The organism is Acinetobacter sp. YQ_14, from assembly GCF_043102985.1.
GTDB classification, from domain to species: Bacteria; Pseudomonadota; Gammaproteobacteria; order Pseudomonadales; family Moraxellaceae; genus Acinetobacter; species Acinetobacter venetianus.
Genome location: NZ_JBICJJ010000009.1, coordinates 59,719 through 82,506, shown reverse-complemented (window position 1 = coordinate 82,506; position 22,788 = coordinate 59,719). Strand labels below are relative to the sequence as shown.

Annotated in this window: 21 protein-coding genes; 17 read left to right on the top strand and 4 right to left on the bottom strand. The window is 41.3% G+C overall.

Features of this window, described 5'->3' with window-relative positions; all coding sequences use genetic code 11:
- Positions 1-46 precede the first annotated feature (46 nt).
- Positions 47-553 (top strand): hypothetical protein, encoded by a 507-nt coding sequence (locus ACF8D3_RS04420; protein WP_392470391.1) that lies wholly within the window; start codon positions 47-49, stop codon positions 551-553.
- Between the two features lie 42 nt (positions 554-595).
- Here the strand turns inward: ACF8D3_RS04420 and ACF8D3_RS04415 are convergent, their stop codons facing one another.
- Positions 596-2,014 carry a polyphosphate--AMP phosphotransferase gene (locus tag ACF8D3_RS04415; protein ID WP_023013149.1) on the bottom strand — a complete coding sequence of 473 codons (1,419 nt, stop codon included), beginning with the start codon at positions 2,012-2,014 and terminating at the stop codon, positions 596-598.
- A 204-nt stretch (positions 2,015-2,218) separates the two neighbouring features.
- Here ACF8D3_RS04415 and ACF8D3_RS04410 point away from each other — a divergent pair, with 204 nt between their 5' ends.
- The 16 genes from ACF8D3_RS04410 (at position 2,219) to ACF8D3_RS04335 (ending at position 18,942) form a co-directional block, all read left to right on the top strand.
- Complete coding sequence (locus ACF8D3_RS04410; protein WP_392470390.1) at positions 2,219-2,926, top strand: FFLEELY motif protein; 708 nt, start codon at positions 2,219-2,221, stop codon at positions 2,924-2,926.
- A 199-nt stretch (positions 2,927-3,125) separates the two neighbouring features.
- Entirely contained in the window at positions 3,126-4,067 is a 942-nt protein-coding gene (ubiE, locus tag ACF8D3_RS04405) for a bifunctional demethylmenaquinone methyltransferase/2-methoxy-6-polyprenyl-1,4-benzoquinol methylase UbiE (protein WP_312100301.1), read from the top strand.
- Positions 4,068-4,091: 24 nt separating this feature from the next.
- Positions 4,092-4,772: a hypothetical protein gene (locus ACF8D3_RS04400; protein ID WP_392470388.1), complete on the top strand. Its 681-nt coding sequence runs from the start codon at positions 4,092-4,094 to the stop codon at positions 4,770-4,772.
- Positions 4,773-4,784: 12 nt separating this feature from the next.
- Positions 4,785-6,404 (top strand): ABC1 kinase family protein, encoded by a 1,620-nt coding sequence (locus ACF8D3_RS04395; protein ID WP_392470386.1) that lies wholly within the window; start codon positions 4,785-4,787, stop codon positions 6,402-6,404.
- A gap of 113 nt (positions 6,405-6,517) precedes the next feature.
- Positions 6,518-7,834, top strand: a complete 1,317-nt coding sequence (locus ACF8D3_RS04390) for an FAD-dependent oxidoreductase (protein ID WP_392470385.1) — start codon at positions 6,518-6,520, stop codon at positions 7,832-7,834.
- Between the two features lie 26 nt (positions 7,835-7,860).
- Positions 7,861-8,247 (top strand): VOC family protein, encoded by a 387-nt coding sequence (locus tag ACF8D3_RS04385; protein ID WP_392470384.1) that lies wholly within the window; start codon positions 7,861-7,863, stop codon positions 8,245-8,247.
- 35 nt (positions 8,248-8,282) lie between these two features.
- Positions 8,283-8,705 carry a hypothetical protein gene (locus tag ACF8D3_RS04380; protein ID WP_392470382.1) on the top strand — a complete coding sequence of 141 codons (423 nt, stop codon included), beginning with the start codon at positions 8,283-8,285 and terminating at the stop codon, positions 8,703-8,705.
- Between the two features lie 81 nt (positions 8,706-8,786).
- Positions 8,787-9,554, top strand: a complete 768-nt coding sequence (hisIE, locus tag ACF8D3_RS04375) for a bifunctional phosphoribosyl-AMP cyclohydrolase/phosphoribosyl-ATP diphosphatase HisIE (protein ID WP_392470380.1) — start codon at positions 8,787-8,789, stop codon at positions 9,552-9,554.
- A 9-nt stretch (positions 9,555-9,563) separates the two neighbouring features.
- Complete coding sequence (locus ACF8D3_RS04370; protein ID WP_136457460.1) at positions 9,564-11,066, top strand: UvrD-helicase domain-containing protein; 1,503 nt, start codon at positions 9,564-9,566, stop codon at positions 11,064-11,066.
- A 25-nt stretch (positions 11,067-11,091) separates the two neighbouring features.
- On the top strand, positions 11,092-12,471 hold the full coding sequence (locus tag ACF8D3_RS04365; RefSeq protein ID WP_392470378.1) for an ATP-binding protein: 1,380 nt from the start codon (positions 11,092-11,094) through the stop codon (positions 12,469-12,471).
- A 255-nt stretch (positions 12,472-12,726) separates the two neighbouring features.
- Positions 12,727-15,570, top strand: coding sequence for a monovalent cation/H+ antiporter subunit A (locus tag ACF8D3_RS04360; RefSeq protein WP_392470377.1), 2,844 nt, complete (start codon positions 12,727-12,729; stop codon positions 15,568-15,570).
- Entirely contained in the window at positions 15,570-15,938 is a 369-nt protein-coding gene (locus tag ACF8D3_RS04355; RefSeq protein WP_004876507.1) for a Na+/H+ antiporter subunit C, read from the top strand. The genes ACF8D3_RS04360 and ACF8D3_RS04355 overlap by 1 nt, the downstream gene beginning before the upstream one ends.
- Entirely contained in the window at positions 15,938-17,749 is a 1,812-nt protein-coding gene (locus ACF8D3_RS04350) for a monovalent cation/H+ antiporter subunit D (RefSeq protein ID WP_392470375.1), read from the top strand. Before ACF8D3_RS04355 ends, ACF8D3_RS04350 begins: the two co-directional genes overlap by 1 nt.
- 1 nt (position 17,750) lies before the next feature.
- Complete coding sequence (locus tag ACF8D3_RS04345; protein ID WP_061397948.1) at positions 17,751-18,278, top strand: Na+/H+ antiporter subunit E; 528 nt, start codon at positions 17,751-17,753, stop codon at positions 18,276-18,278.
- A complete protein-coding gene (locus ACF8D3_RS04340) occupies positions 18,275-18,550 on the top strand; it encodes a monovalent cation/H+ antiporter subunit F (RefSeq protein ID WP_392470371.1) in 276 nt (91 codons plus the stop codon). Before ACF8D3_RS04345 ends, ACF8D3_RS04340 begins: the two co-directional genes overlap by 4 nt.
- A gap of 11 nt (positions 18,551-18,561) precedes the next feature.
- A complete protein-coding gene (locus tag ACF8D3_RS04335) occupies positions 18,562-18,942 on the top strand; it encodes a Na+/H+ antiporter subunit G (protein ID WP_007480108.1) in 381 nt (126 codons plus the stop codon).
- Positions 18,943-18,994: 52 nt separating this feature from the next.
- Here the strand turns inward: ACF8D3_RS04335 and ACF8D3_RS04330 are convergent, their stop codons facing one another.
- From ACF8D3_RS04330 to infB, 3 genes are all read right to left on the bottom strand, one after another.
- The gene (locus ACF8D3_RS04330) at positions 18,995-19,501 is read right to left on the bottom strand and encodes a hypothetical protein (RefSeq protein ID WP_023013137.1); all 507 of its coding nucleotides are present in this window, start codon (positions 19,499-19,501) and stop codon (positions 18,995-18,997) included.
- A gap of 170 nt (positions 19,502-19,671) precedes the next feature.
- Complete coding sequence (locus ACF8D3_RS04325; RefSeq protein WP_004876497.1) at positions 19,672-20,073, bottom strand: ribosome-binding factor A; 402 nt, start codon at positions 20,071-20,073, stop codon at positions 19,672-19,674.
- The gene (infB, locus tag ACF8D3_RS04320) at positions 20,073-22,778 is read right to left on the bottom strand and encodes a translation initiation factor IF-2 (protein WP_004876496.1); all 2,706 of its coding nucleotides are present in this window, start codon (positions 22,776-22,778) and stop codon (positions 20,073-20,075) included. The genes ACF8D3_RS04325 and infB overlap by 1 nt, the downstream gene beginning before the upstream one ends.
- Positions 22,779-22,788 lie beyond the last annotated feature (10 nt).

Here is a 22,788-nt window from a genome sequence, read left to right as displayed (position 1 = left end):
GTACGATTGAATGTACTATCGAGGGATAGACTTTAGGTATAACTTTATGAAAATTGAAAAAATTCCTGACTCAATTGATCCGAGCTTAAACTTGGATCAAATCCGCGAAGAGTGTTTAGAGCTTACAAAAAAGCGTGCGTATTGGTCAGCAGGTGCAGCGATTGTTCCTATTCCATTTTTTGATGTTGTAGTCGATTTAGGCATGCTGAGTCAGATCATTCCTTATGTGAATGCTCGCTTTGGCTTAGCGCCTGAACATATCAGTGTCTATGACCCAGAAACCAAGAAAGTACATTGGGATGAATTACGTAAACGTGGCTTTGAGTTTTCAGGTTTTGTAGTAGCACGTACCGCGATGAAAAAATCGTTTAATGGTTTTTTTACCAAGATTGCGACCAAACAAGTGACCAAGTTTATTCCTCTCGGTGGTCAACTTGTGGCAGCAAGCCTCGGTTATTTCATGATGCGTAAAATTACCGAAGCACATATTCAAGACTGCTATAACTTGGCAAAACGTATTCAGCAGAAAAGCCGTAATACCATTGTGGCTTAATCACTTTTAAACGTAATGCTTTTATATCTTTCAGTTGAAAGCTTAATCCGCTTTCAACTGTTTTAAAATTGCCTTCAGCACTTCGATCCTTGCAGTATTTTTATCATCAGTCGCAATCACATACCACGGCGCGTAATCAGTATTCGTTCGTTCAAACATATCCGCAGCCGCATTTAAATAATCATCCCATTTTTCACGGTTGCGCCAATCTTCTTCAGTAATTTTAAAGCGTTTATGTGGCGTTTGTTCACGCGCTTTAAAACGCGCTGCTTGCTCATCTTTACTAATGGCGAGCCAAATTTTCACAAGTACGGTTTGGCTATCGACAACACTTTGTTCAAAACGATTAATTTCATCATAAGCACGCTGCCATTCGACAGCACTAGCAAAGCCCTCGATTCTTTCAACTAAAACACGTCCATACCATGTACGATCGAAAATTGTGATCTTGCCACTATCATTTAACTTACTCCAAAAGCGCCATAAATAAGGACGACGTAACTCATAACGCTCTGGTGCAGCAATACTATGAATTTCATATTCACGAGGATCGAGTTTTTTTACGATGCGCTTAATCGCACCACCCTTTCCAGCCGCATCCATTCCCTCAAAAGCCACCACCACTTTACGTTCGTCATAACGCAACGCATCAGCTACTTTTTTGGTTAGTTTGTTTAGCTCTTCCTTATATTCATCTTTATCTAAACTGTCTTTGGAAGGTTCAAGTAAGGTTTTCGGAACTTTAGCTTGTTGCCACTTTTCTGTAATTTTGGTTTGGTGATCAGGTAGCTCACGCAACGTTTGCAACACATATTGTGCAAAGCATTGATCTCTTACTTTTTCATCCTCACCATCAATCACAAACCAATCATCTGTAAATTTTTGACTTAGACTCGCCAAGGTATCGTATTGTTTTTTATTGCGCCAATCCAAACCATGTAATTTATGCCAGTGCTGTTCTGAAGCATCAATTTGATCTAAACGTTTCTGTAATGATTTCCATGACAAGTCAAACCAGACTTTAATCACATGCACATTGTTGTGTTGTAAGTCATGCTCAAAAGCTCTCATCTGCTCAACATAGGCATCAAACAATTCTTCATTTAAAGGTTTTGACACATGCATGGCGGTTGAAAGTAGGTCGCTGTACCAATTACCAAACATCACCACGATCTGCCCTTCGGCAGGAATAAATCGGGTATACGGCTGCCAAAATACTTGGTTCGATGAAAGCAGCGTTGGAGCATCCGCCTTCACTTTTAAATATCGTGGATCGAGCCATTCTCGCAATTGCTTGACTGACTCGCCCTTGCCCGCCATTTCAATGCCACTGACCAAAATCAGAACACTTTTGGCATTCTTCTTATCTCGACTATCTTTTAAAGCGTATTGTGCTTCGATCAGATCCAAAGACAGTTCATCTTCATCTCGTATTTCAAATTTTGGTTGTTGTGCGCTCATCTTTAATTCTAAATGGCTAATTATTAAGAATAAGTATAATGAAATCGATTTGGAGGTTTAGAGAACCCTTGTACAGTTTCTGTAGAGTTAAATCAGTGAATAACAACAGTGACCAATTGTTAAACATTTTCGGTTTATGCTGTCATGGTTCTTCGTTATTATGCAGCCTATGATTTTATGGTTTTATTTTCTTTGAGTTCAAACATGTCAAAACTCGCTGCATTTGATCAACTTTTATTACAATACCAATCTTTGAACTATCACCAAAACCCAGCGATTGCCCAACGTCTGCACGAAGTACAAGCATGGATGAAAGAGCGTATTGCTCAAACACATGAAGAATTTTTTGCCCGTCCAGAAAATCAACTTATGGCGCAATATTTTCTCAATCGTTTATACGGCGGCCCTGATTTTGATGCTATGGCACAGCAAATCGAACGCCTATTAAAGTATGCTCATAAAGCAGAAAGCTTACTCCCTGAAAATGCAATTAAAACGGGTACTAAGTCTGTCAGCCTTGCAGTCCTCGCAACTCAACTGGATGAGCAAGTTGCAATGCAACTTTTGGAAGATTATCCATTAGAAACGGCATTGACTGATGACATCATGCGTCAAACCCTTGTGAAACTTGATCAAGGTGAGGCACGTTATGAACAGCTTCATTTACTGGATGAACTTGGCCAAACACTTGATAAATACATGCGTTCAACCATGATGTTTGCGGCATTTAAAATGTGTAAAGGTATTGCACATAAATATCAATTCGATCAAATGTATGAATTCATTCAAGAAGGTTTTGCCGCAATGAAACCGATGAAATCAGCCGCGGTATTTATCAACACATTTACCGAAAAAGAGCGTGAGATTATCGACAGAGTACATGCAGGACACCCTGATCCTTTTCGTGCATAACGCAATTACTCAAATCCCTCTTCGCTTAAGAGGGATTTTTATTTAAGAACTCAAAAAACCAAAATGAAAATACTTTTGAGATCGTGACTTTCTGTATATTATTCACAACAATGATATGCTAAGCCCTGTAAAAAATTACAAAATCTGTCATCATGCATGCTGATTCGTGCCGCTAGAGCAAAAAGTTTAGGAGAACACAATGTCTAACGAAAACCAACAGCCTACCCCAGAAGTTGAGCAAACTCAAAGTTCAGACAAAGTTAGCCCATTCCTAAGCGCACCGCTTCCTCAAGGCACACCTCAAGGTCAGCAACAATCTTTACAACAAAATATTGCGTCTACACCAACAGGTGCGATTCCAAAATACAACCTACCTCGCGGTGCGAATACAGGTAATGTTGGAGAAACTACACACTTCGGCTATCAAACTGTAAGCAGTGATGATAAAGCACAGAAAGTTGCAGAAGTTTTCCACTCAGTTGCAAGCAAGTACGACATCATGAATGATTTGATGTCATTTGGTATTCATCGCCTTTGGAAACGTTTTGCGATCAACATGTCTGGCGTTCGTCGTGGGCAACATGTCCTTGATATTGCAGGCGGTACGGGTGACCTTGCCAAAGTATTTAGCCGTGAAGTTGGTCCACAAGGACACGTCGTTCTTTCTGACATTAATGAATCAATGTTAAATGTTGGTCGTGATCGCCTGATTGATGCGGGCTGCACCAACGTCGATTTCGTCCTTGCCAACGCAGAAACATTAGAACCATTTGCAGACAATAGTTTTGATTTAGTGACCATTAGTTTTGGTCTTCGTAACGTGACGGATAAAGATGCGGCACTGCAAGCGATGTATCGTGTGCTAAAGCCAGGTGGCCGTTTATTGGTACTTGAATTTTCAAAACCAGTGTTTGAACCATTTTCTAAATTGTATGATCTTTACTCATTCACTGCACTTCCGATCATGGGTAAACTCGTTGCAAATGACTCTGAAAGTTATAAATACCTTGCTGAATCGATTCGTATGCACCCAGATCAACGTACTTTAAAAGGCATGATGGAAAATGCAGGCTTCCAAAGCTGTGACTATCACAACTTAACAGGTGGTATCGTTGCGGTTCACCGCGGATTCAAACTTTAAAGTTTTGACGTTAAGGAATTTGCAATGTGGTCGATTTTAGCACTCGGTGCGGTTGAACGACTCATTCATCATGTGATTGACTTGGATGCGATTACCCGCATTCAACTCAATCAATTACAAGGTCAACTGTTACGTGTGGTTATCGACAGTCCACAACTTTCAGTTGATGTATTTTTTGATGAAAATAAAGTTCGTTTAGAACCAACCGTCACAGGACAAAGCCAAAGCCCCTCTATTTTTGAACAGCGTCCATTTGATCCTCAACAGACAATCACAGATGCAACAGCAACATTACATGTTGAAAATGTAGTGGAACTGGTCAAATTATTACTCAGTGATATGGATCAAATTGGTAATATTCCGCTACAAGGCGATTATCACTTATTACAAGATATTCAGCGAATTATGCAGCAAGCTGAACCTGATCTCGCCGCACATCTCTCTCCTTGGATTGGCCCTCAACTCGCACATGAGTTAGGTAAAATTCAGCTTGCACCACAGCAACTGAAACGTTCTTTGCAAAGTCAGCTTTTTTTTGTTGAAGACGCCTTAAAAGAAGATAGCGGTTTATTTGCTCCACGTTGGCAAATGGATGATCTCAATCGAGAGACGCGTCAACTCAATCAATCATTAGATCGACTCGAAGCTCAATTGCAACAGTTACAAACTCAATTCAACCAACAAAAGCAAACCACTCAAAACTAGGTAAGATTTTATATGATTCCGCATGTTAAACGGTTACACGAACTCTGGCGTATTGCTGCACATTATCGCCTTGACACCTTGTTCCCCGCGGAAGAATTGCCTGTTAAAGCGCGTCATGCATTAAATATTATTAAAATGCACCCCGCTGCTTGGTCGAGTCGAGAAAAGAAAAATCCACTTAAGCTCAAGGAAGCTTTGGAAGAAATGGGCCCACTTGCAATTAAGTTGGGTCAATTATTATCAACACGCCGAGATTTGATCCCACCTGAAGTCTTATCTCAGTTGGTATTATTACAAGATCGTGTCAAACCTTACGATACACAACTTGCTAAACAACGCATCCAAGAATCACTTAAGGCAGATGTCAGCACCTTATTTTCACGCTTCGATGAGCAACCATTAGCTGCCGCATCTATTGCACAAGTACATACTGCGGCTTTGCATGATGGTCGTGAAGTGGTTGTTAAAGTCACACGCCCTGATATTCGGGGGCAGATTCTGCAAGATTTTGAAATCTTGGCATGGCTGGGTGATTGGTTAGAAAATCGTGTAGAAGCTGCACGTGCCTTACATTTATCAGAGATCATCCAAGATTATCGTCAAATCATTTTAAATGAACTTGATCTGAGCTTAGAAGCAGACAATACCCGCCGTATGCGCCATTACTTTACAGGTTCAAGCATGATGTATGTGCCTGAAGTTTATATGGATAGTAAAGATGTGATGGTATCGGAACGGATCACGGGTGTTCCTATCTCTGATACGGCAACATTTGATCGTTTAGGTATGGATCGTGCAGATCTCGCTGAAAAAGGTCTGACGATTTTCTTTACCCAAGTATTCCGTGACAACTTTTTCCATGCAGATATGCATCCAGGGAATGTTTTCGTTGAAACGATTAACCCTAGTAATCCACGCTTTATCGCGCTGGACTGTGCCATCATGGGTGAATTGTCTAAACATGATCAAATGACCGTTGCACGCATGTTGCTGGCTGTGATGAATAGCAACTTCATGCAATTGATTCAAATCGTGCATCAAGCAGGCTGGATTCCACCGGGTACAGATCAAGATACACTGGCTCGTGAAATGCGTCGTACGGTCGGCCCTATGGTTTCAAAACCGATGGATCAACTGGATTTTGCAGGCATCTTGATTCAAGTCATGGATATTGCGCGTCGTTTCCACTTGGAAATTCCACCGCAATTGATGTTACTCCTCAAGACATTGGTTCATGTTGAGGGTTTAGGCACAGACCTTTATCCTCAGCTTGATATTTGGAAACTGGCAAAACCGATTCTGACAGAATGGGTTAAAGCCAACATGAACCCCGTTAAAAATGTTAAAGAAATCGGACAACAGATTCCTGATTTATTACTCGGTGCTCAAGACTTACCAAGCCTGATCATCGACAGCTTAAATGGATTAAAAAATCAGTCTGCATGGCATGACAAACAATTGCGTGAAATTCAACAAATGCGCCTGCAAATGCAACATCAACAACGCCGCAGTTGGATTTTTGGCAGCATCATGTTGATTTTACTTACCATTGCGATTATTACACCTTGGTTTGTATCAATTATTCTTATTGTGTTAAGTAGTCTTTTAGCGCTATGGCGTATGGCGAAATAAAGCAAAAATCCTCTGTTTTCGCAGAGGATTTTTTATATCAATTTTCAAAAATTAATTACGATCAGTTAAAATCACGATTCAACCAATTTATAATGCCCTTAAAAGAATAAATAATGAAAACAGTCCATTTTGCAATGATTGGTGCAGGTACAGCTGGATTGGCGACTGCGATTTTACTTGCTAGACAAGGTCATCAAATTACGATTTTTGAACAAGTTGATGAGCTTTGTCCTGTAGGTGCTGGTTTACTGTTACAACCAGCAGGCTTAGCGGTTTTTGAACATCTTGGTGTACTCGACCATACCCTCAAACTTGGCGCAAAAGTCACAGGCTTAGAGGGGCAACTTCCTAATAAAAGACTGCTAGTGAACAGCCACTATCATCAAGCTGGCTCAAATTTCTACGGTATCGGGATTCATCGTGCGACCTTATGTCACGTATTAACTGAAAAACTGGCTGAGTACGCAAATCAAATCACATGGTGTATGGGCCATAGCATTGATCAGGTCGAAGAACGCCATAACGAAGTTCGTCTAGTTGGCTCATACCAACAGCAAAGTTTCGATACTTGTTTTGATGCTGTACTGATTGCCAATGGTGCACGGAGTCAATTACGCCCTAAAGCATGGGTCAAAGTAGATCAAGCTTATCCCTGGGGAGCAGCATGGAGTATTGTGCCTGAGTGCGCCGTATTAGACCCTAAGATTCTGCATCAATTTTATGATCGTTCCAAAATTATGATGGGCGTCTTGCCTACAGGTGCAATTCCATCCGCACCACAACAACGGCTATCCAGTGTGTTTTGGAGTTTGCCGACTTCGCAGTTAAGTACGTTCTTGCAAAATGAACAGGCAAAGCAACATTGGTTGAAACAGGTTTCTAATCGTTGGCCAGATGTTGCTGATTGGCTAGAGCAGCTTTTATTGAGTGAACAACATCAACCTCAATGGCTTTCTGCCCAATATCGTGATGTGGTGATGTCTCAATATGGACAAGGTCGAATCGGGGTCATTGGTGATGCGGCACATGCCATGAGTCCACAATTGGGACAAGGTGCGAATATGGCACTTTTAGATGCATGGGCATTTTCTCAGTCCTTGCAAACTGCTCAAAAAAACCAGCAGATCGACTGGACGATATTATGGCAACACTATCACCAACACCGTCGTTCTTCGACCCAATTCTACCAATTTCTCAGTCGACTCCTCACCCCTCTTTATCAATCAGATCATTGGTGGGCAGGTGGATTACGCGACCTTGTTTTCCCTTGGCTGTATCAAATCCCGTATTTCCGTAAAGAAATGGCAATCACCATTTCAGGTTTAAAAACAGGTATGTTCCAACAAATGAGCTATCAACAGATTGCGGCATACCAACACAATCAAAATGTCTTGATTGCAAATAATCAACCATTACCTGAATATGACTAAGTGTAAAAATAGGATTTGAATTAAATATGAAAATTAGCCATTTAGATCATTTAGTTCTGACCGTTGCCGATATTGAGACAACTTGTCAGTTTTACCAATCGGCCCTAAATTTTGAAGTGATTACTTTTGCTGAAAACCGTAAAACACTGCAATTTGGCACTCAAAAAATTAACCTGCATCAAGCCGGTAAAGAGTTTGAACCCAAAGCTCTAAAGCCAACAGCGGGTTCAGCAGATTTATGTTTTATTGCCGAAACCCCATTAGATCAGGTTATTGCCCATCTTCAAGCGCAGAACATTGACATCGTTGAAGGTCCAATCGAAAGAACAGGCGCAATGGGTAAAATTTTATCGGTCTATTTACGGGACCCCGATCAAAACTTGATTGAAATTTCGAACTATCTCGATACTTAAAAATATAAATTCATCAATAAAAATAAGGTTAAAACATGAAATTTAGTTTTCTATGGGCTTTGTATCGACAGAATAAAGGCAAGGCGATTCGAAAAGGATGCTGGTTCTTACTCCCTAGCCTAGTTAATTTGTTTTGTTTTCTAAATTTTCACCATCATTTTATTGATTGGCAAGTCAATCCTAAATCAACAATAGGAAGATTGATTATTAGTCCTCAATTTCCATGGGTGATCTTATGGGATAGCCTCCCTTTCTTATTGCTGTTATTGATTCATCAAAAATATTTAGCTCGCAGTTTAAATATTTGGGTCTCTATCACTGCTATCTATTTCCTGATTGATGCGTGGTATTGGTCAAGTTATTCTAGTGGGACACTACTCATCGTTGCTTGGGCATTGCCCTTTTTAAAAATAGAAAATACTAATTTGATCGGAACGTATATTCAACCCAGCCCCTAAATCATTTTTTACCCAACAAGCATAGCCAACCCATGTCACAAACGCTACACTAACGACTTTCCACTCAATGGATTTTCACTCATGTCAAACTGGTTAGATGAAGTTAAATTTGATTCCAATGGTCTTGTTCCTGCCATTGCGCAACATCATCAAACTGGTCGAGTGTTAATGGTTGCGTGGATGAATCGTGAGGCTTTACAACTGACAGCTGAAAAAAATCAGGCGGTGTATTACTCACGTTCACGTCAAAAATTGTGGCACAAAGGCGAAGAATCAGGACACTTTCAAACGGTGCATGAAATTCGTCTCGATTGCGATGCTGATGTTATTATTCTTCAAATAGAACAACATGGCGGTATTGCTTGTCATACAGGTCGAGAGTCTTGTTTTTATCGAAAACTTACACTTCAAGGCTGGGAAATCGTTGATGCCCAACTGAAAGATCCAACTGCAATTTATGGTGCATCAGCAAAAACAGAAGCGCATGACCATAGCCACAGCGAACAAATCGATGTTTTGGGCTATTTAGGTCGCTTAATGCAAGAACGTAAAAATGCTGAAGCTGATAGCTCTTATGTTGCTAGTCTATATAAAAAAGGTATCAATAAAATCTTAGAAAAAGTCGGCGAAGAAAGTGTCGAAAGCATCATCGCAGCAAAAGATTATGCGGTGCATGCTTCACTTGAAAATAAACATGACCTGATCTATGAAGTTGCTGACCTTTGGTTCCACAGCATTGTGATGCTTGGCTACTTTGATCTCGACCCTCAAGTCGTGTTGGATGAACTTGCACGTCGCCAAGGCTTATCAGGTTTAGTCGAAAAAGCCAATCGTAGCAAAGAAGCGTAAGCATCGCCTGTGTCGAGTATCGAGAAACCCAAAGCGACTTATGAGCAAGCTGTTGCCATAGACAATGCTCGTTTAGGACAATCCTTTAAAGTGATTGCCTATGCTGGCACAGGTAAAACGACAACCTTACAAATGATCAGTGATGCCATGCCTGAACGGCGTGGTATGTATTTGGCATTTAACAAAGCCATCGCAACAGAAGCGCAGAGTAAATTTCACGGCAATGTAAATTGTCGAACATTCCACTCACTCGCTTTTCGCAGTGTGCCACGTGGGGTAACGGATAAATTACGTTTACCACGTCTTAGTCCAAGTTTTATGGCCAAAGAATATCGCCTAGAACCGATTACATTGCGTCGACTCATGGGTGGACGTTATGAAAAATACGTTTTGATGCCAAGCCGTTTAGCGAGCCTAGTTGCCAATGCGGTGAGCTATTTCTGTTCAACCAGTTCACAATACCCCGCACCTCGTCATATCCAAGCACCCAACTGGTTGCATCAGGACGATATCGAATCTTTACAACAGCATCTTTATCCAGCTGTTGAACGCCGCTGGTTAGAATCGATTGATCCTAATCATCAAGCAGGCATTGGGCATGACATTTATCTGAAATTATGGGCATTGTCTGAACCGAATATTCCTGCGGATTATGTGCTATTTGACGAAGCACAAGATGCCGATCCCTTGATGTTAGGAATTTTGTTGCGGCAGAAAAGTACCCAAGTGATTTATGTCGGTGACGCACATCAGCAAATCTATGCTTGGCGTGGTGCAATCAATGCGATGCAACAAATGCCACTACCTGAAAGCCGTTTGACCACCTCGTTCCGTTTCGGTGATGCAATCGCAGATGTGGCAAATAGTTTGCTTGGTGCACTCAATGAAACTGTCCCTCTACTCGGCAATCCAAATGTAAAATCAAGTGTGGTGAATAAACCGCACACCAAAATGCGTGATGCCATCCTGTGCCGTACCAATGCCCGCGCGATGGAGTTACTGCTTTCAGGTCTGGTGCATGGCGACAAAGTCAGCTTACAAGCAGATCATCAAAAACTCAGTCGTTTCGTTGATGCGGCAAGCTTATTGAAACAAGGTAAACGTATTACCGATGTCCCTGAGCTGGCTTGGTTTAACTCATGGCATGATGTACATGAATATTGTGAGACCAATGACGGCAGCGATATTAAACCATTGGTTAAATTGGTCGATGATCACGGCACAGAACCACTTAAAAAAGCCCTTGCCAAAATCACACCGATTGAACAAGCTGATTATGTGATCTCAACGGCTCATAAAGCCAAAGGACTGGAATGGAATCGTGTTCATATCGAAGATGATTACCAATTCAAAGTGAATGGACTAGAACATAAAATTACAGATGAAGAATTAAGATTACTTTACGTTGCCTGTACTCGTGCTAAAGTAAGTTTAAATATTCACCATCTTTTTGACTTAATACAACAATTAAAACGGTGCGCTCCCTCAAGTCTTCGTCAGTCAGCAGGTTAAAGCGCTTAGATTGAGGTGAGAGCCTATGCAACTTGAATCCGTTCTCTTCAAGCATGTTGGAATGTTTCGAGACTTAACTGTCGAATTTCAGGCTGAGCGTCCTGTAACACTTATTTTAGGTGATCAAGCTACAGGCAAGACCACGATATTAAAAAATATTTACCAAGCATTAACGTGGTTCTCGGCACGTTATAAAGATATACGTACAGCGGGCGTGGTCATTTCTGATCAAGACATTATGCTGACTCGACTCCAAGCAAAAATTCAAATGCAAGTTCGTATGAGTACTGAACTGACTGGTAGTTTGGCGGAGAGCAGTTCAGCCGCTGAAACGGACACTCAAAGCTGTGTTTGGAAATTATTTAAGACATTTAATAGTCAAGGTATCGGTATCAGTCAAGTCGAGACACAGCAGCTTGATCAAATGGTTACGCTTTATCAAAAAACCAGCTTACAAGATCCTTTATTTGGCTTACCACTGATTGCTTATTATCCCGCTGAACGCTTTGTCCATGAAATCAATTTACAAAGCAAAAATGTTCCGGGAATTTTACAAGAAATCTCTGCTTATGATCTTACGGCGATTCCCTACACCACTTTTGCGCGTTTTTTTGAATGGTTACGTGAAATTAGTGATGTAGAAAATGCCCACTCAGCTCATATTGTTCGACGCTTAATGGGAAATGATTTTAGTCAACAAAATCAATTGGAAATATTAAATCAATTACAGCAAGAATTGGCTAATCATCCAAAGCAACTATCTGCCCCAAATCTGTATGCATTGAAAAAAAGCTTACATACCATTTTTCCTGACCTGACGGATCTCTACATTCAATATGTTCCAAAGTTACAATTGATCGTACGTTATCGTGATCAGTTAATTCCATTTCAACAGCTCTCAGCCTCACTCAAAACATGGATTGCACTTGTCGGTGATATTACTCGTCGCATGTGCTTACTCAACCCGCATTGTTTTGATCCTTGTTTAGAAGGCGAAGGCATTTTATTAATTGATCAGATCGACCATCAGCTTGATCAAAATAATTGTGCTGAGATTTTGCAACGACTTCATCAAGCATTCCCAAGACTACAAATTATCGCTTCAGGCAATCGAGATGAACTACTTGAACACGCGGTTGATTATCAATGTTTACGTTTAGACGCCAAAGAAATCTACGAAATCAATGTAGAGAAGTCACAACAACAACTCTCTCAACTGTATAACGAACTAGTCTGGACTGAAGGAAATAACATCGCTCAAACGCACAATTTACTGGAAACAGAAACACTGATTAGCCGAGTGGATGAATTATTTCATCAAATACAGGAGCTTAACCCTCAAGAAAAAAATGATTTATTAAGCTTATTAAAAATTGATGATACCCCCGAAGAAACACCGCTTTAATCATTTGTTTTATCGACTGAATTTTCCCGACCAAACTCAGCCTGATGTTGTTATTTTCATGTAATAACATCGGGTTTTTGTTCATATTTTATAGTAAGATAAAGCTCATTTTATTTTCAAGTTGTGCAATACAACTTGCTGCCTCCGTTAACTTGATTGGGTTTCGAGATTTGAAACTTTGGCGCTCTCTTTGAATGCCTGTGAGTCTCGAAAAGAAAATTCACCCTTAGGTCGCTCCCGACCTAAATCATCGACATGGATACCAGTGTGCTACCGATTATTATCTTATTACCGCTCATACTCGGCACCACCCTTGTCGCACAATTGCAACGTATTTCGCGGGGCATGACGGCACTAGGGGCAATTGGCATCAGCCTTAGTTGTTTCATTTTACTTCTTACTCAGGCAGAAACTGTTCTTCAGGGAAATACTCTGCAACAAAGCTGGGATTGGCTTCCTCAACTTGGAATCAATTTAAGTTTTCGCCTAGATGCATTAGGTTTATTGTTTGGTCTGCTGATTAGCGGTATCGGTACACTCATTTATATTTACGCCTATTATTATCTGAGTCCGAAAAACTCTCTTAGTAAACTTTATCAATTATTAATGCTGTTCATGGCGGCAATGCTTGGTATCTCACTTTCCAATAACCTCATTATCTTATTGGTATTTTGGGAATTAACCAGTATTTCATCATTCCTTTTAGTGGGTTATTGGAGTCAATATGATGCTGCGCAACGTGGCGCTCGTATGGCACTTACCATTACAGGAATGGGCGGTCTTGCGATGCTCGGTGGCTTTGTCTTACTCGGACAAATCACAGGAACCTATCAAATCGATCAGCTTGTGCTGATGAAAGATACCATTCAACAGCATTACCTTTTTGTACCAACCTTATTATTAATTTTATTGGGTGCATTCACTAAAAGTGCGCAGTTCCCATTTCACTTTTGGTTACCCAATGCGATGGCTGCGCCAACGCCTGTTTCCGCTTATCTGCATTCAGCAACCATGGTTAAAGCAGGTATTTTCCTGCTCGCACGTTTAGCACCTATTTTTATTGGCGCTGCGCTGTATCACAATATCGTCACCTTTGTCGGTCTATTCACACTGTGTATGGCGGCAGGTTTTGCAATTTTCAAAGAAGATCTCAAAGGTCTGTTAGCATATTCAACAATCAGCCATTTAGGTCTTATTGTATGTTTACTGGGGATCGGTTCTCCCCTTGCTGTCGCTGCTGCGATTTTTCACATCATCAACCATGCAACCTTTAAAGCTGCATTGTTCATGATTGCTGGAATCATTGACCATGAAACGGGTACGCGTGACTTACGCAAACTCAGTGGCGTTTGGCAATTACTGCCTTTCACAGGCACATTAACCATGATCACTGCAGCCTCAATGGCGGGTGTTCCATTAACCAACGGTTTTATTTCCAAAGAAATGTTCTTTACTGAACTGCTTGCAAACTTGTCTGGTCCAGTGATGGTCATTTCGGCAATTGTTGCAACTTTGGCAGGGATCTTTGCGGTTAGCTACTCAATTCGCTTGGTTCACGGCGTGTTCTTTGATGGTGAAGTTGGTAAACAAGTCCCAAATAAAGATGCACATGAGCCTGCATTAGGAATGCGTCTACCAGCAATCATTTTGGCAACTTTGTGTATTTTAGTCGGGATTCTTCCAGCTCTTCTTGCAGGCACGATGGTCAATAGCGTGACTCGCTCAAGCTTGGCACAACCTGAATTTGAAGGCGTTCACCTCGCGATTTGGCATGGAATCAATGCACCACTACTCATGAGTGTGATTGCTTTGATTGGCGGTGCTATCTTCTATTTTGCATTGGCAAAAGATGGGCGTATCCGCAAAATTGACCTTGATCCGTATCTCGGCAAATTTCAAGGCAAGATCATATTTGAGCTGTTCTTAAAACATTTACTGTTAAATAGCCGAAAGATTAAACAAGCAACAGAAAATGGTTCACTACAAAGCTATCTGTTATGGATCGTTTTGTTCAGTATCTTGATGGTTGGCTTACCGCTGTTCAATCAAGGTCTCACTACAGGCACTCGTGAACTGACACATGCACCGTGGGTTGCGATTGTACTTTGGCTAACACTATTCTCTGGCTGCTGGATGATGTTGTGGTTTCACCACGAACGTATTAAGGCAGTGTTGATTAGTGGTGCAGTTGGTTTGGTTGTCACTATGACTTTTGTGACCTTATCTGCACCCGATCTAGCCTTAACGCAAATCACCGTTGATATTGTAACTACCGTCTTATTATTGATGAGTTTGTCGTTATTACCACAACTTACGCCTTATGAATCAAGCCGTTCACGTCGTTGGAGAGATGCAAGCTTAGCAATCGCAGGTGGCTTAGGTATTGGTTGGATTGCGTGGTTATTGTTAACTCGAGATCACAATTCAATTTCTTGGTTCTTCATGCAGCAAGCCATTCCGCTCGGTGGTGGCTCAAATGCAGTGAACGTGATCCTCGTCGATTTCCGTGGATTCGATACCTTTGGTGAAATTGCAGTATTAGGGATTGCAGGTATTGGTGCACTTTGCTTGATGGATGGTATGCGTGCACATGGCACAACGATGACTCAAGGTCTTACCTATCGCTTTAATCCATCGCCACTGATGTTACGTATGACAGCTTCTTGGATCTTGCCACTAACGCTAGTAGTAAGTGTTTATATCTTCTTACGTGGTCATAACTACCCAGGTGGTGGATTTATTGCAGGTTTGATTACATCGATGGCGCTGATCATTCAGTATATTGTTCTAGGACAAGATAAAACTGAGCAAATGCTAAAAGCCAAATCAGGTCGTTTATATGAGATTTGGATTGGTTCAGGTTTAACAATTGCTGGTTTAACAGGTATTGCGGCATGGTATTGGGCACGCCCCTTCTTAACCAGTGCACATATCTATGTCGAGCCGCCCCTACTCGGAAAAATGCATCTAGCTTCAGCAGCAGCTTTTGACCTAGGTGTCTATATCACCGTTGTAGGTGCAACCATGCTATTGATTTCAGTCTTAGGTGACTCACGCCATTCAAGCATGTCTGGCCCAATCCCAAGTGGAGATAAATAATGGTTAGTATTGAATTCTTACTTGCATCTGGGATTGGCTTGCTGACCGCGACAGGAATTTATTTGATTCTTCGTGCGAGAACTTTTCCTGTCGTTCTGGGTTTGGCCATGATTGGCTACGCTGTCAACCTATTCCTGTTCGCAATGGGACGTTTACAAGTGAATGCTCCAGCTATCTTGACTGAAGCAACAAAAGTCACAGATCCCCTCCCTCAAGCACTTGTGTTAACTGCAATTGTGATTGGCTTTGCAACGACTGCATTTATCGTACAGCTTGCACTGCGTAGCCGATATGAATCTGGTACAGATCATGTAGACTCTAAAGAAGAACCCACCTTGACTTATGACCCACGTGAGGATGAGCCATAATGTTCGATTTTTACAATTTTTGGCTTACTCATACTCCTATTCTTAGTATCTTAGTTCCAGCTTTTACCAGCTTTATCCTATTGATACTTGGAAACCCAGGTTCAGGTTCTTTAAAGCAAGACTGGCGTCAACCTTGGCGTCGCGGCATTAGTTTCGTTTCAGCATTAATCGGTTTAGGGCTGGCAATAAGTTACTTCTCAATTGCGAGTACAGGACAAATCACAGTTTATCAACTCAGTGAATGGTCTGCTCCATTTGGTATTGTACTAGTGCTTGATCGTCTTTCAGCCTTCATGCTGCTATTGACCTATGCACTCGCTGTACCTGTTATGTGGTATGCCAGTGAAAACTGGGATACGCGTGGTCGCTATTTCCATGCCATGTTCCATTTCCTGTTGATGGGATTATCTGGTGCATTCCTAACAGGCGATTTATTTAACTTATTTGTCTTCTTTGAAATTCTATTGATGGCATCTTATGTGCTTTTATTGCATGGACAAGGGCGCCCACGTTTTCAGCTGGGTGTGCATTACGTCACCATCAATTTGCTTGCATCTGCACTCTTTCTAATCGGCTTAGGCATGATTTACGGTAGTGTCGGTAGCTTAAATATGGCTGATGTGAGTCGCCTTATTTCAACATTAGACAATGATCAGCATAAACTTGCGATTGCAGGTGGCTTACTATTATTTGTCGTGTTTGGCATTAAAGCGGCGATGCTGCCTGTAGGCTTTTGGTTGCCTAAAACCTATGCTGTTGCAAGTACGCCTGTTGCTGCAATTTTTACCATCATGACCAAAGTTGGCATCTACGCCATTTTACGTGTGAATGGCACTGTGTTTGATGATGCAATGGCACAAGACATTCTTAAAAACTGTCTATTAGTCATCGGTCTAGTCACTTCTATTTACGGTGTTATTGGCGCACTCGGTGTAGATCGTTTACGTCGCTTTGTAGGTTTCATGGTACTGTCATCTATCGGAACATTGCTAATCGCAATCTCGATGTTCAATACAGCAGCATGGGCAGCAGGTCTTTACTATCTAGTTCACAGCACATTAATTGCAGCAGCATTCTATTTATTCTGTGGCTGGATTACATCACAACGTGGTGCATTTAAAGATCACCTCAAAGTCTCTCCTAAAATGAAACAGGAAAAGGCTGCAGCATTTACCTACTTTACCATTGCCTTAATGCTTGCGGGTTTACCACCTTTTAGTGGATTCCTTGGTAAAGTATTTATCCTACAAGCAACTGCTGAAACAGCTTATCAAGGTTGGATAATTGCCGTTATTTTAATTGTCAGCTTGCTCAGTATCATCGCACTTACCCGCGTTGGTTTCATTCTGTTCTGGCGTGCTACACCACCAGAGGAAAATCCAAATCAAGAAGCTTATGCTGTTTATCGGGCTTTACCAGAAGTAGCTCCAAAACGAAATGATAAAGCGATTTATATTCTATTGGGTACTTTAATGGCTTATGTGGTATTTGCTGCTCCAATTCAGAATTATATGGTTTTGACTGCACAGCAAATCCAAAATCATGCTCTCTATCAGCAAGCCATTTTAAAGACGGATAGCCAAGGCCGTGCGATCAGCGTTCAACCTTATGATCCAAGCTATTTGCCAGAAACAAAATATGGTGGTGAAGTAGAAGATCATAATGCTTTACTTATTCCTGATGTGATTTCTAAACCAACGCTGCAAGGTGAGCACATCTCTGAATATAAGCAACGCCAAATTGCAGAACAAACGTTAGAAGCGCCAACGATTCCAAATACCACTCAGTTAAAACCAATGGAGGAACACTAACATGCAAAAAGTAACTTTGCTTGACCGTTGGTTCCCCCACCCTTTCGTGTCATTTTTGGTTTTTCTGAGCTGGTTAATGCTGTCGCATAGTCTGGACTTAACGGATATATTAGTGGCCATCCTATTGGCGATTATTATTCCACGTTTAGTTGGGCCATTTATTTCTAGAACGCCACACATTCACTGGACACCAGCGGTAAAACTATTTTTTGTCGTGCTTTGGGATATTATCGTTTCAAACTTCCGCGTGGCAAAAATGGTTTTGGGTCCAATGGATCAACTCCATCCGAGATGGTATCGCGTTCCACTAGAAACTGAGCATGAAGAGGTAAATACTCTTCTCGCGATGATCATCACCACGACACCAGGTACGGTTTCAGCAGGGATTGATCAAGAGCGTGGCGATATTCTCGTCCACGCACTCAGCTCAGATGACACTGAACTCGATATTCAAGAAATCAAAAAACGCTACGAAACACCTTTACTCGAAATCTTTGATGTAAAGATTGAAGAAGGAGCAAGCAAATGACAATTTTACCTTATGCACTTGGCATTAGCTTAATTGCCATTACTATCTCAATGTTTCTATGCCTGATCCGATTGATTATCGGCCCATCTGTCATCGATCGCCTACTTGCTTTAGACACACTATTTCTAAATGCGACATGTCTTATTGTTGTTTTAGGTGTGTATTGGCTAAGTACCAATGTCTTTGAAGGAGCACTATTGGTTGCAATGCTTGGCTTTGTTTCGACAGCTGCGCTTGCTCGTTATTTCACAACGGGTCATGTCATTGACTAAGGAGATGAGCTATGCAGTTAATCATTGAAATCATTATTTCTTTCTTCCTTATATTCGGTGCTTTCTTCATGCTGGTCGGATCGATCGGCATGGTTCGACTACCAGACTTATTTATGCGTCTGCATGCCCCAACGAAGTCGAGTACGTTAGGGTTAGGAAGTTTTCTAATTGCAGCAATGATCTTTGGCGCAACACAGGGTCGTTTTGGTTTTGCTGAATTATTAATTACTTTATTTGTCTTTATTACTGCACCAGTATCAGCAAATTTAATGGCACAAGCTGCGATTCATTTACGACTACGTTCAAATAGTGGCGAAGTTCCCGAAGCTTTAAATCGTCCATTACCGTGGCAGCGTTATCGTCGTGTCGCAAATAAAGAAGACCAACAATAGTTGGTCTTCTTCTTTCTATGGCTGTGCTTTACACTTCGCCAAGACTCTCATCTTAGTCTTCATTCAAAAAGCCTTCTTTGATTTGTTCTGGCATTCCTTCATGCCACCATTGATAAATTGAGGCTTTAATTTCCTCATCATCTTCTGGATCATTGAATGGTTCATCATCTTCACGAACCAATTCATCACCATCAAATTTAAACCAAAATTCCCAAGGATCATCATCGCCCTGACCACGTGCTTGCACATGAATATCAGGTAATAATTCTTTTAAAAATAATAAAATATTCTCAATATTTTCGTCACCATTTGAGCCGTGAGTAAAATCAAGTACAGCAAAACCTGCAACATAAACCAAACTTTCTGGTGCAAGGTCATACTCAACAGAATCAATCTGATCAAGCAACTCTTGCGTTGTATCACCTGCTTCTGGATTAATCACTAAACTTGACTGAATAAACTTTTCTTCATCACCATGATGTGTGGTAAATAAAGCCTCTAGTTGTTTCATGACCTGATCATCTGAATGCTTATAGTAAAGACGGCTATGTAGTTCCACCTAAGTTCCCCTATGCAATATTTTTAAATAATTTTTATATTCTTAAATTTTAGAACATGGATTCACAATAACAAAAAATCATGTTTTTTTACAATATATTAGCGACTTAATCTGTCGTAATATTTTTTATTTATTACATAAAAAAAACCACCCTTAGGTGGCTTTTTTCTTTATTCTTTCTCATCTTGCCCTTGTTCAGGCAGATCCTTTACGGCTTCAGCAATCAGACCAAACATGTAGTTACCATATGCATTGGTTTTATCGTAATGAAAACGCAATCTCGGCGTAATACGTGTCTTGATACGACGACTCAATTCATGACGCAAGAAACCAGAAGCTTTATTCAATACATCTAAAGTTTCTTTATTCGCTGCTTCACTTTGCTCATCACCAAGCTCACGCCCCATTACTGTGACATAAACTTCAGCATATCCCATGTCAGCACTGACTTTCACTGCTGAGATGGTCACTAGACCACCTAAGCGAGGATCTTTAAGCTCTTGACGGATTAGCTCAGACAACTCACGTTGTACAGAATCCGCCATGCGCTTTAAGCGTTGGCTACCCGCCATTAAAGACTCCGTTTAATTAACTGAACATCATACACTTCGATCTTATCTTGTGCTTTGATGTCTTTATAACCTTTGACTGCAAGACCACATTCCATACCAGCACGAACTTCTTCAACCACTTCTTTATAGCGACGAAGAGATTCAAGCTCGCCTTGGAACACAACCACGTCATCACGTAGAACGCGAATAGGCTTGTTACGGTGTAATACACCTTCAAGAACCATACAGCCCGCTGCAGCACCAAACTTACTTGAATGGAACACTTCACGCACTTCAGCAACACCTAAGATCGTTTCACGGTGTTCTGGTGCAAGCTTACCGCTCATTGCTGCTTTTACGTCATCAATTAATTGATAGATCACGCTGTAGTAACGAATATCAATGCCATCTTGATCAGATTTCTGACGCGCTGTGTTATCCGCACGTACGTTAAAGCCCAATAATACAGCTTCAGAAGACTCTGCTAAAGTTACATCAGATTCTGTGATTGCACCAACACCAGAACCAATTACGCGTACTTTAACTTCATCAGTTGAAAGCTCATCAAGCGCAACATGCAATGCTTCAAGCGTACCACGTACGTCTGTTTTAAGCACAACGTTAACTGTTGGAATGTCTTTCTTGCCCATTGAAGCCATGATGTTTTCAAGACGCATCGAGCTTGCACGCTCAAGACGTTTTTGACGCTCGCGATCTGCACGAGCATCAGCAACTTCACGTGCTTTTTTCTCGTCATTGACAACAAGAACTTCATCACCCGCCATTGGCGCTTCTGGTAAACCAAGAATTTCCACTGGAATTGATGGGCCAGCTGAAGTGATACGTTGACCATTTTCATCAGACATCGCACGAACACGACCATAAGATGAACCAGCCAATACTAAGTCACCAATATTCAACGTACCATTTTGTACAAGAATAGAAGTTACTGCACCGCGACCTTTATCAACACGTGCTTCGATGACAACACCTTGTGCTGCACCTTCAGCAGATGCTTTAAGCTCCAACATTTCTGATTGGATCAAGATCAGATCAAGCAACTCATCAATACCCGCACCTGTATGTGCTGATACTTTAGCCACAGGAACATCACCGCCCCACTCTTCAGGAACGATTTCTTTAGTTGTTAATTCATTTAACACACGATCTGGATCAGCTGACTCTTTATCCATCTTGTTAATCGCAACGATGATTGGCGTACCTGCAGCACGCGCATGATCAATCGCTTCAGCTGTTTGTGGCATCACGCCATCATCAGCAGCAACAACAAGAACAACGATATCAGTCGCCTTAGCACCACGAGCACGCATAGACGTAAACGCAGCATGTCCAGGTGTATCTAAGAAAGTAATAATACCTTTCTCAGTTTCAACATGATAAGCACCAATATGCTGGGTAATACCACCCGCTTCGCCTGCTGCTACTTTAGCACGACGGATACGGTCTAATAATGATGTTTTACCATGGTCAACGTGACCCATGATTGTTACAACTGGTGGACGAGTTGTTTGCTCACCACGCGCTTCTTCAGCCGCTTCAAGTAAGTTATCTTCTGCTTGTGTATCAGAAACAAGAATTGGGTTATGACCTAATTCTTCAACTACTAATACCGCTGTATCTTGATCAATTGATTGGTTCTGAGTAACAAGCTCGCCCATTTTCATAAGCATCTTGATAACTTCACGAACTTTTACAGCCATTTTTTGCGCTAGATCAGCAACAACAATGGTTGAACCAATTTCTACATCATAAATCTGTTTCTTAACAGGTTTTTCAAAACCATGCTTATTTGATTGGCTCGTCTTCAAACCACGTTTGTGATGTTGACGGCTGAAGTTTTGCTCTTCTTGATTATGACGACCACCTTTCTTCTGACCACGTGGGTTAGTTGCACCACCACGTTTAATTTCACGGTCTTCTTGATTAAATGAGTCTTCATATGCTTGGCCAACAAGACCCGCAGCCAATGGAGAATCATCAATCACACGAATTGTTGTCGTCGCATCATCACTTGAGTATTTAGATGCCATTTTACGCATCTGCTCAAGTGTACGTTGTTGAGCTTCTTCAGCCGCTTTACGACGTACTGCTTCTTCGGTTGCTTTTAACTTCGCAGCTTCAGCTTCACGTGCTTTCTTTTGTTCAGGTGTTTCTGTTGGACGAATAACAGGTGCTTTGATTACTTTATCGCTATTACGCTTTTTCACCACAACAGCTGCTTTCGCAGTCGTTTGACCAGAACTATCAGAAGTATGCGCTGCACGCATTGCTTCTAACGTCGCATTGGCTTTTTGTTCCGCACTGTTCCGTGCTTTTTGCTCAGCTTCTTCACGTACTTTTTGCTCAACACGTGCTTTCACATCCGCTTCTGCACGCGCTTTTGCTTCTGCAGCAAGTAACTCTGGATTCGGTTTCGCAAAAACTTGTTTCTTACGTACTTCTACGTTGATATTTTTTGCTTTACCCGATGTACTTGTTACTTTTGCAGTACTCGTTGTTTTACGTTTCAACGCAATTTTTCCTGTGTTACCACTTTCTTGACCATGAACTTTTTTCAAGTGATTGATCAAAGTATCTTGCTGTTCAGTGGTAATAATGTCATCTGCTTTACGCTGTGGTAGACCTGCATCACGAACCTGCTCTAGGAGTTTCTCTACAGGACGTTCTACACTGAGTGCTAACTCTTGAATCGACTTGTCCGTCATCTATTATCTC

Excerpts from the sequence above, each read along its gene's own strand:
- ACF8D3_RS04380 (WP_392470382.1), top strand. The coding sequence starts at position 8,283 with ATGAAATTTAGTTTTCTATGGGCTTTGTATCGACAGAATAAAGGCAAG.
- ACF8D3_RS04410 (WP_392470390.1), top strand. The coding sequence starts at position 2,219 with ATGTCAAAACTCGCTGCATTTGATCAACTTTTATTACAATACCAATCT.
- ubiE (WP_312100301.1), top strand. The coding sequence starts at position 3,126 with ATGTCTAACGAAAACCAACAGCCTACCCCAGAAGTTGAGCAAACTCAA.
- ACF8D3_RS04400 (WP_392470388.1), top strand. The coding sequence starts at position 4,092 with ATGTGGTCGATTTTAGCACTCGGTGCGGTTGAACGACTCATTCATCAT.
- ACF8D3_RS04325 (WP_004876497.1), bottom strand. The coding sequence starts at position 20,073 with ATGGCGGGTAGCCAACGCTTAAAGCGCATGGCGGATTCTGTACAACGT.
- ACF8D3_RS04340 (WP_392470371.1), top strand. The coding sequence starts at position 18,275 with ATGACAATTTTACCTTATGCACTTGGCATTAGCTTAATTGCCATTACT.
- infB (WP_004876496.1), bottom strand. The coding sequence starts at position 22,778 with ATGACGGACAAGTCGATTCAAGAGTTAGCACTCAGTGTAGAACGTCCT.
- ACF8D3_RS04360 (WP_392470377.1), top strand. The coding sequence starts at position 12,727 with ATGGATACCAGTGTGCTACCGATTATTATCTTATTACCGCTCATACTC.
- ACF8D3_RS04365 (WP_392470378.1), top strand. The coding sequence starts at position 11,092 with ATGCAACTTGAATCCGTTCTCTTCAAGCATGTTGGAATGTTTCGAGAC.
- ACF8D3_RS04350 (WP_392470375.1), top strand. The coding sequence starts at position 15,938 with ATGTTCGATTTTTACAATTTTTGGCTTACTCATACTCCTATTCTTAGT.
- hisIE (WP_392470380.1), top strand. The coding sequence starts at position 8,787 with ATGTCAAACTGGTTAGATGAAGTTAAATTTGATTCCAATGGTCTTGTT.
- ACF8D3_RS04385 (WP_392470384.1), top strand. The coding sequence starts at position 7,861 with ATGAAAATTAGCCATTTAGATCATTTAGTTCTGACCGTTGCCGATATT.
- ACF8D3_RS04420 (WP_392470391.1), top strand. The coding sequence starts at position 47 with ATGAAAATTGAAAAAATTCCTGACTCAATTGATCCGAGCTTAAACTTG.
- ACF8D3_RS04395 (WP_392470386.1), top strand. The coding sequence starts at position 4,785 with ATGATTCCGCATGTTAAACGGTTACACGAACTCTGGCGTATTGCTGCA.
- ACF8D3_RS04335 (WP_007480108.1), top strand. The coding sequence starts at position 18,562 with ATGCAGTTAATCATTGAAATCATTATTTCTTTCTTCCTTATATTCGGT.
- ACF8D3_RS04345 (WP_061397948.1), top strand. The coding sequence starts at position 17,751 with ATGCAAAAAGTAACTTTGCTTGACCGTTGGTTCCCCCACCCTTTCGTG.
- ACF8D3_RS04390 (WP_392470385.1), top strand. The coding sequence starts at position 6,518 with ATGAAAACAGTCCATTTTGCAATGATTGGTGCAGGTACAGCTGGATTG.
- ACF8D3_RS04355 (WP_004876507.1), top strand. The coding sequence starts at position 15,570 with ATGGTTAGTATTGAATTCTTACTTGCATCTGGGATTGGCTTGCTGACC.
- ACF8D3_RS04415 (WP_023013149.1), bottom strand. The coding sequence starts at position 2,014 with ATGAGCGCACAACAACCAAAATTTGAAATACGAGATGAAGATGAACTG.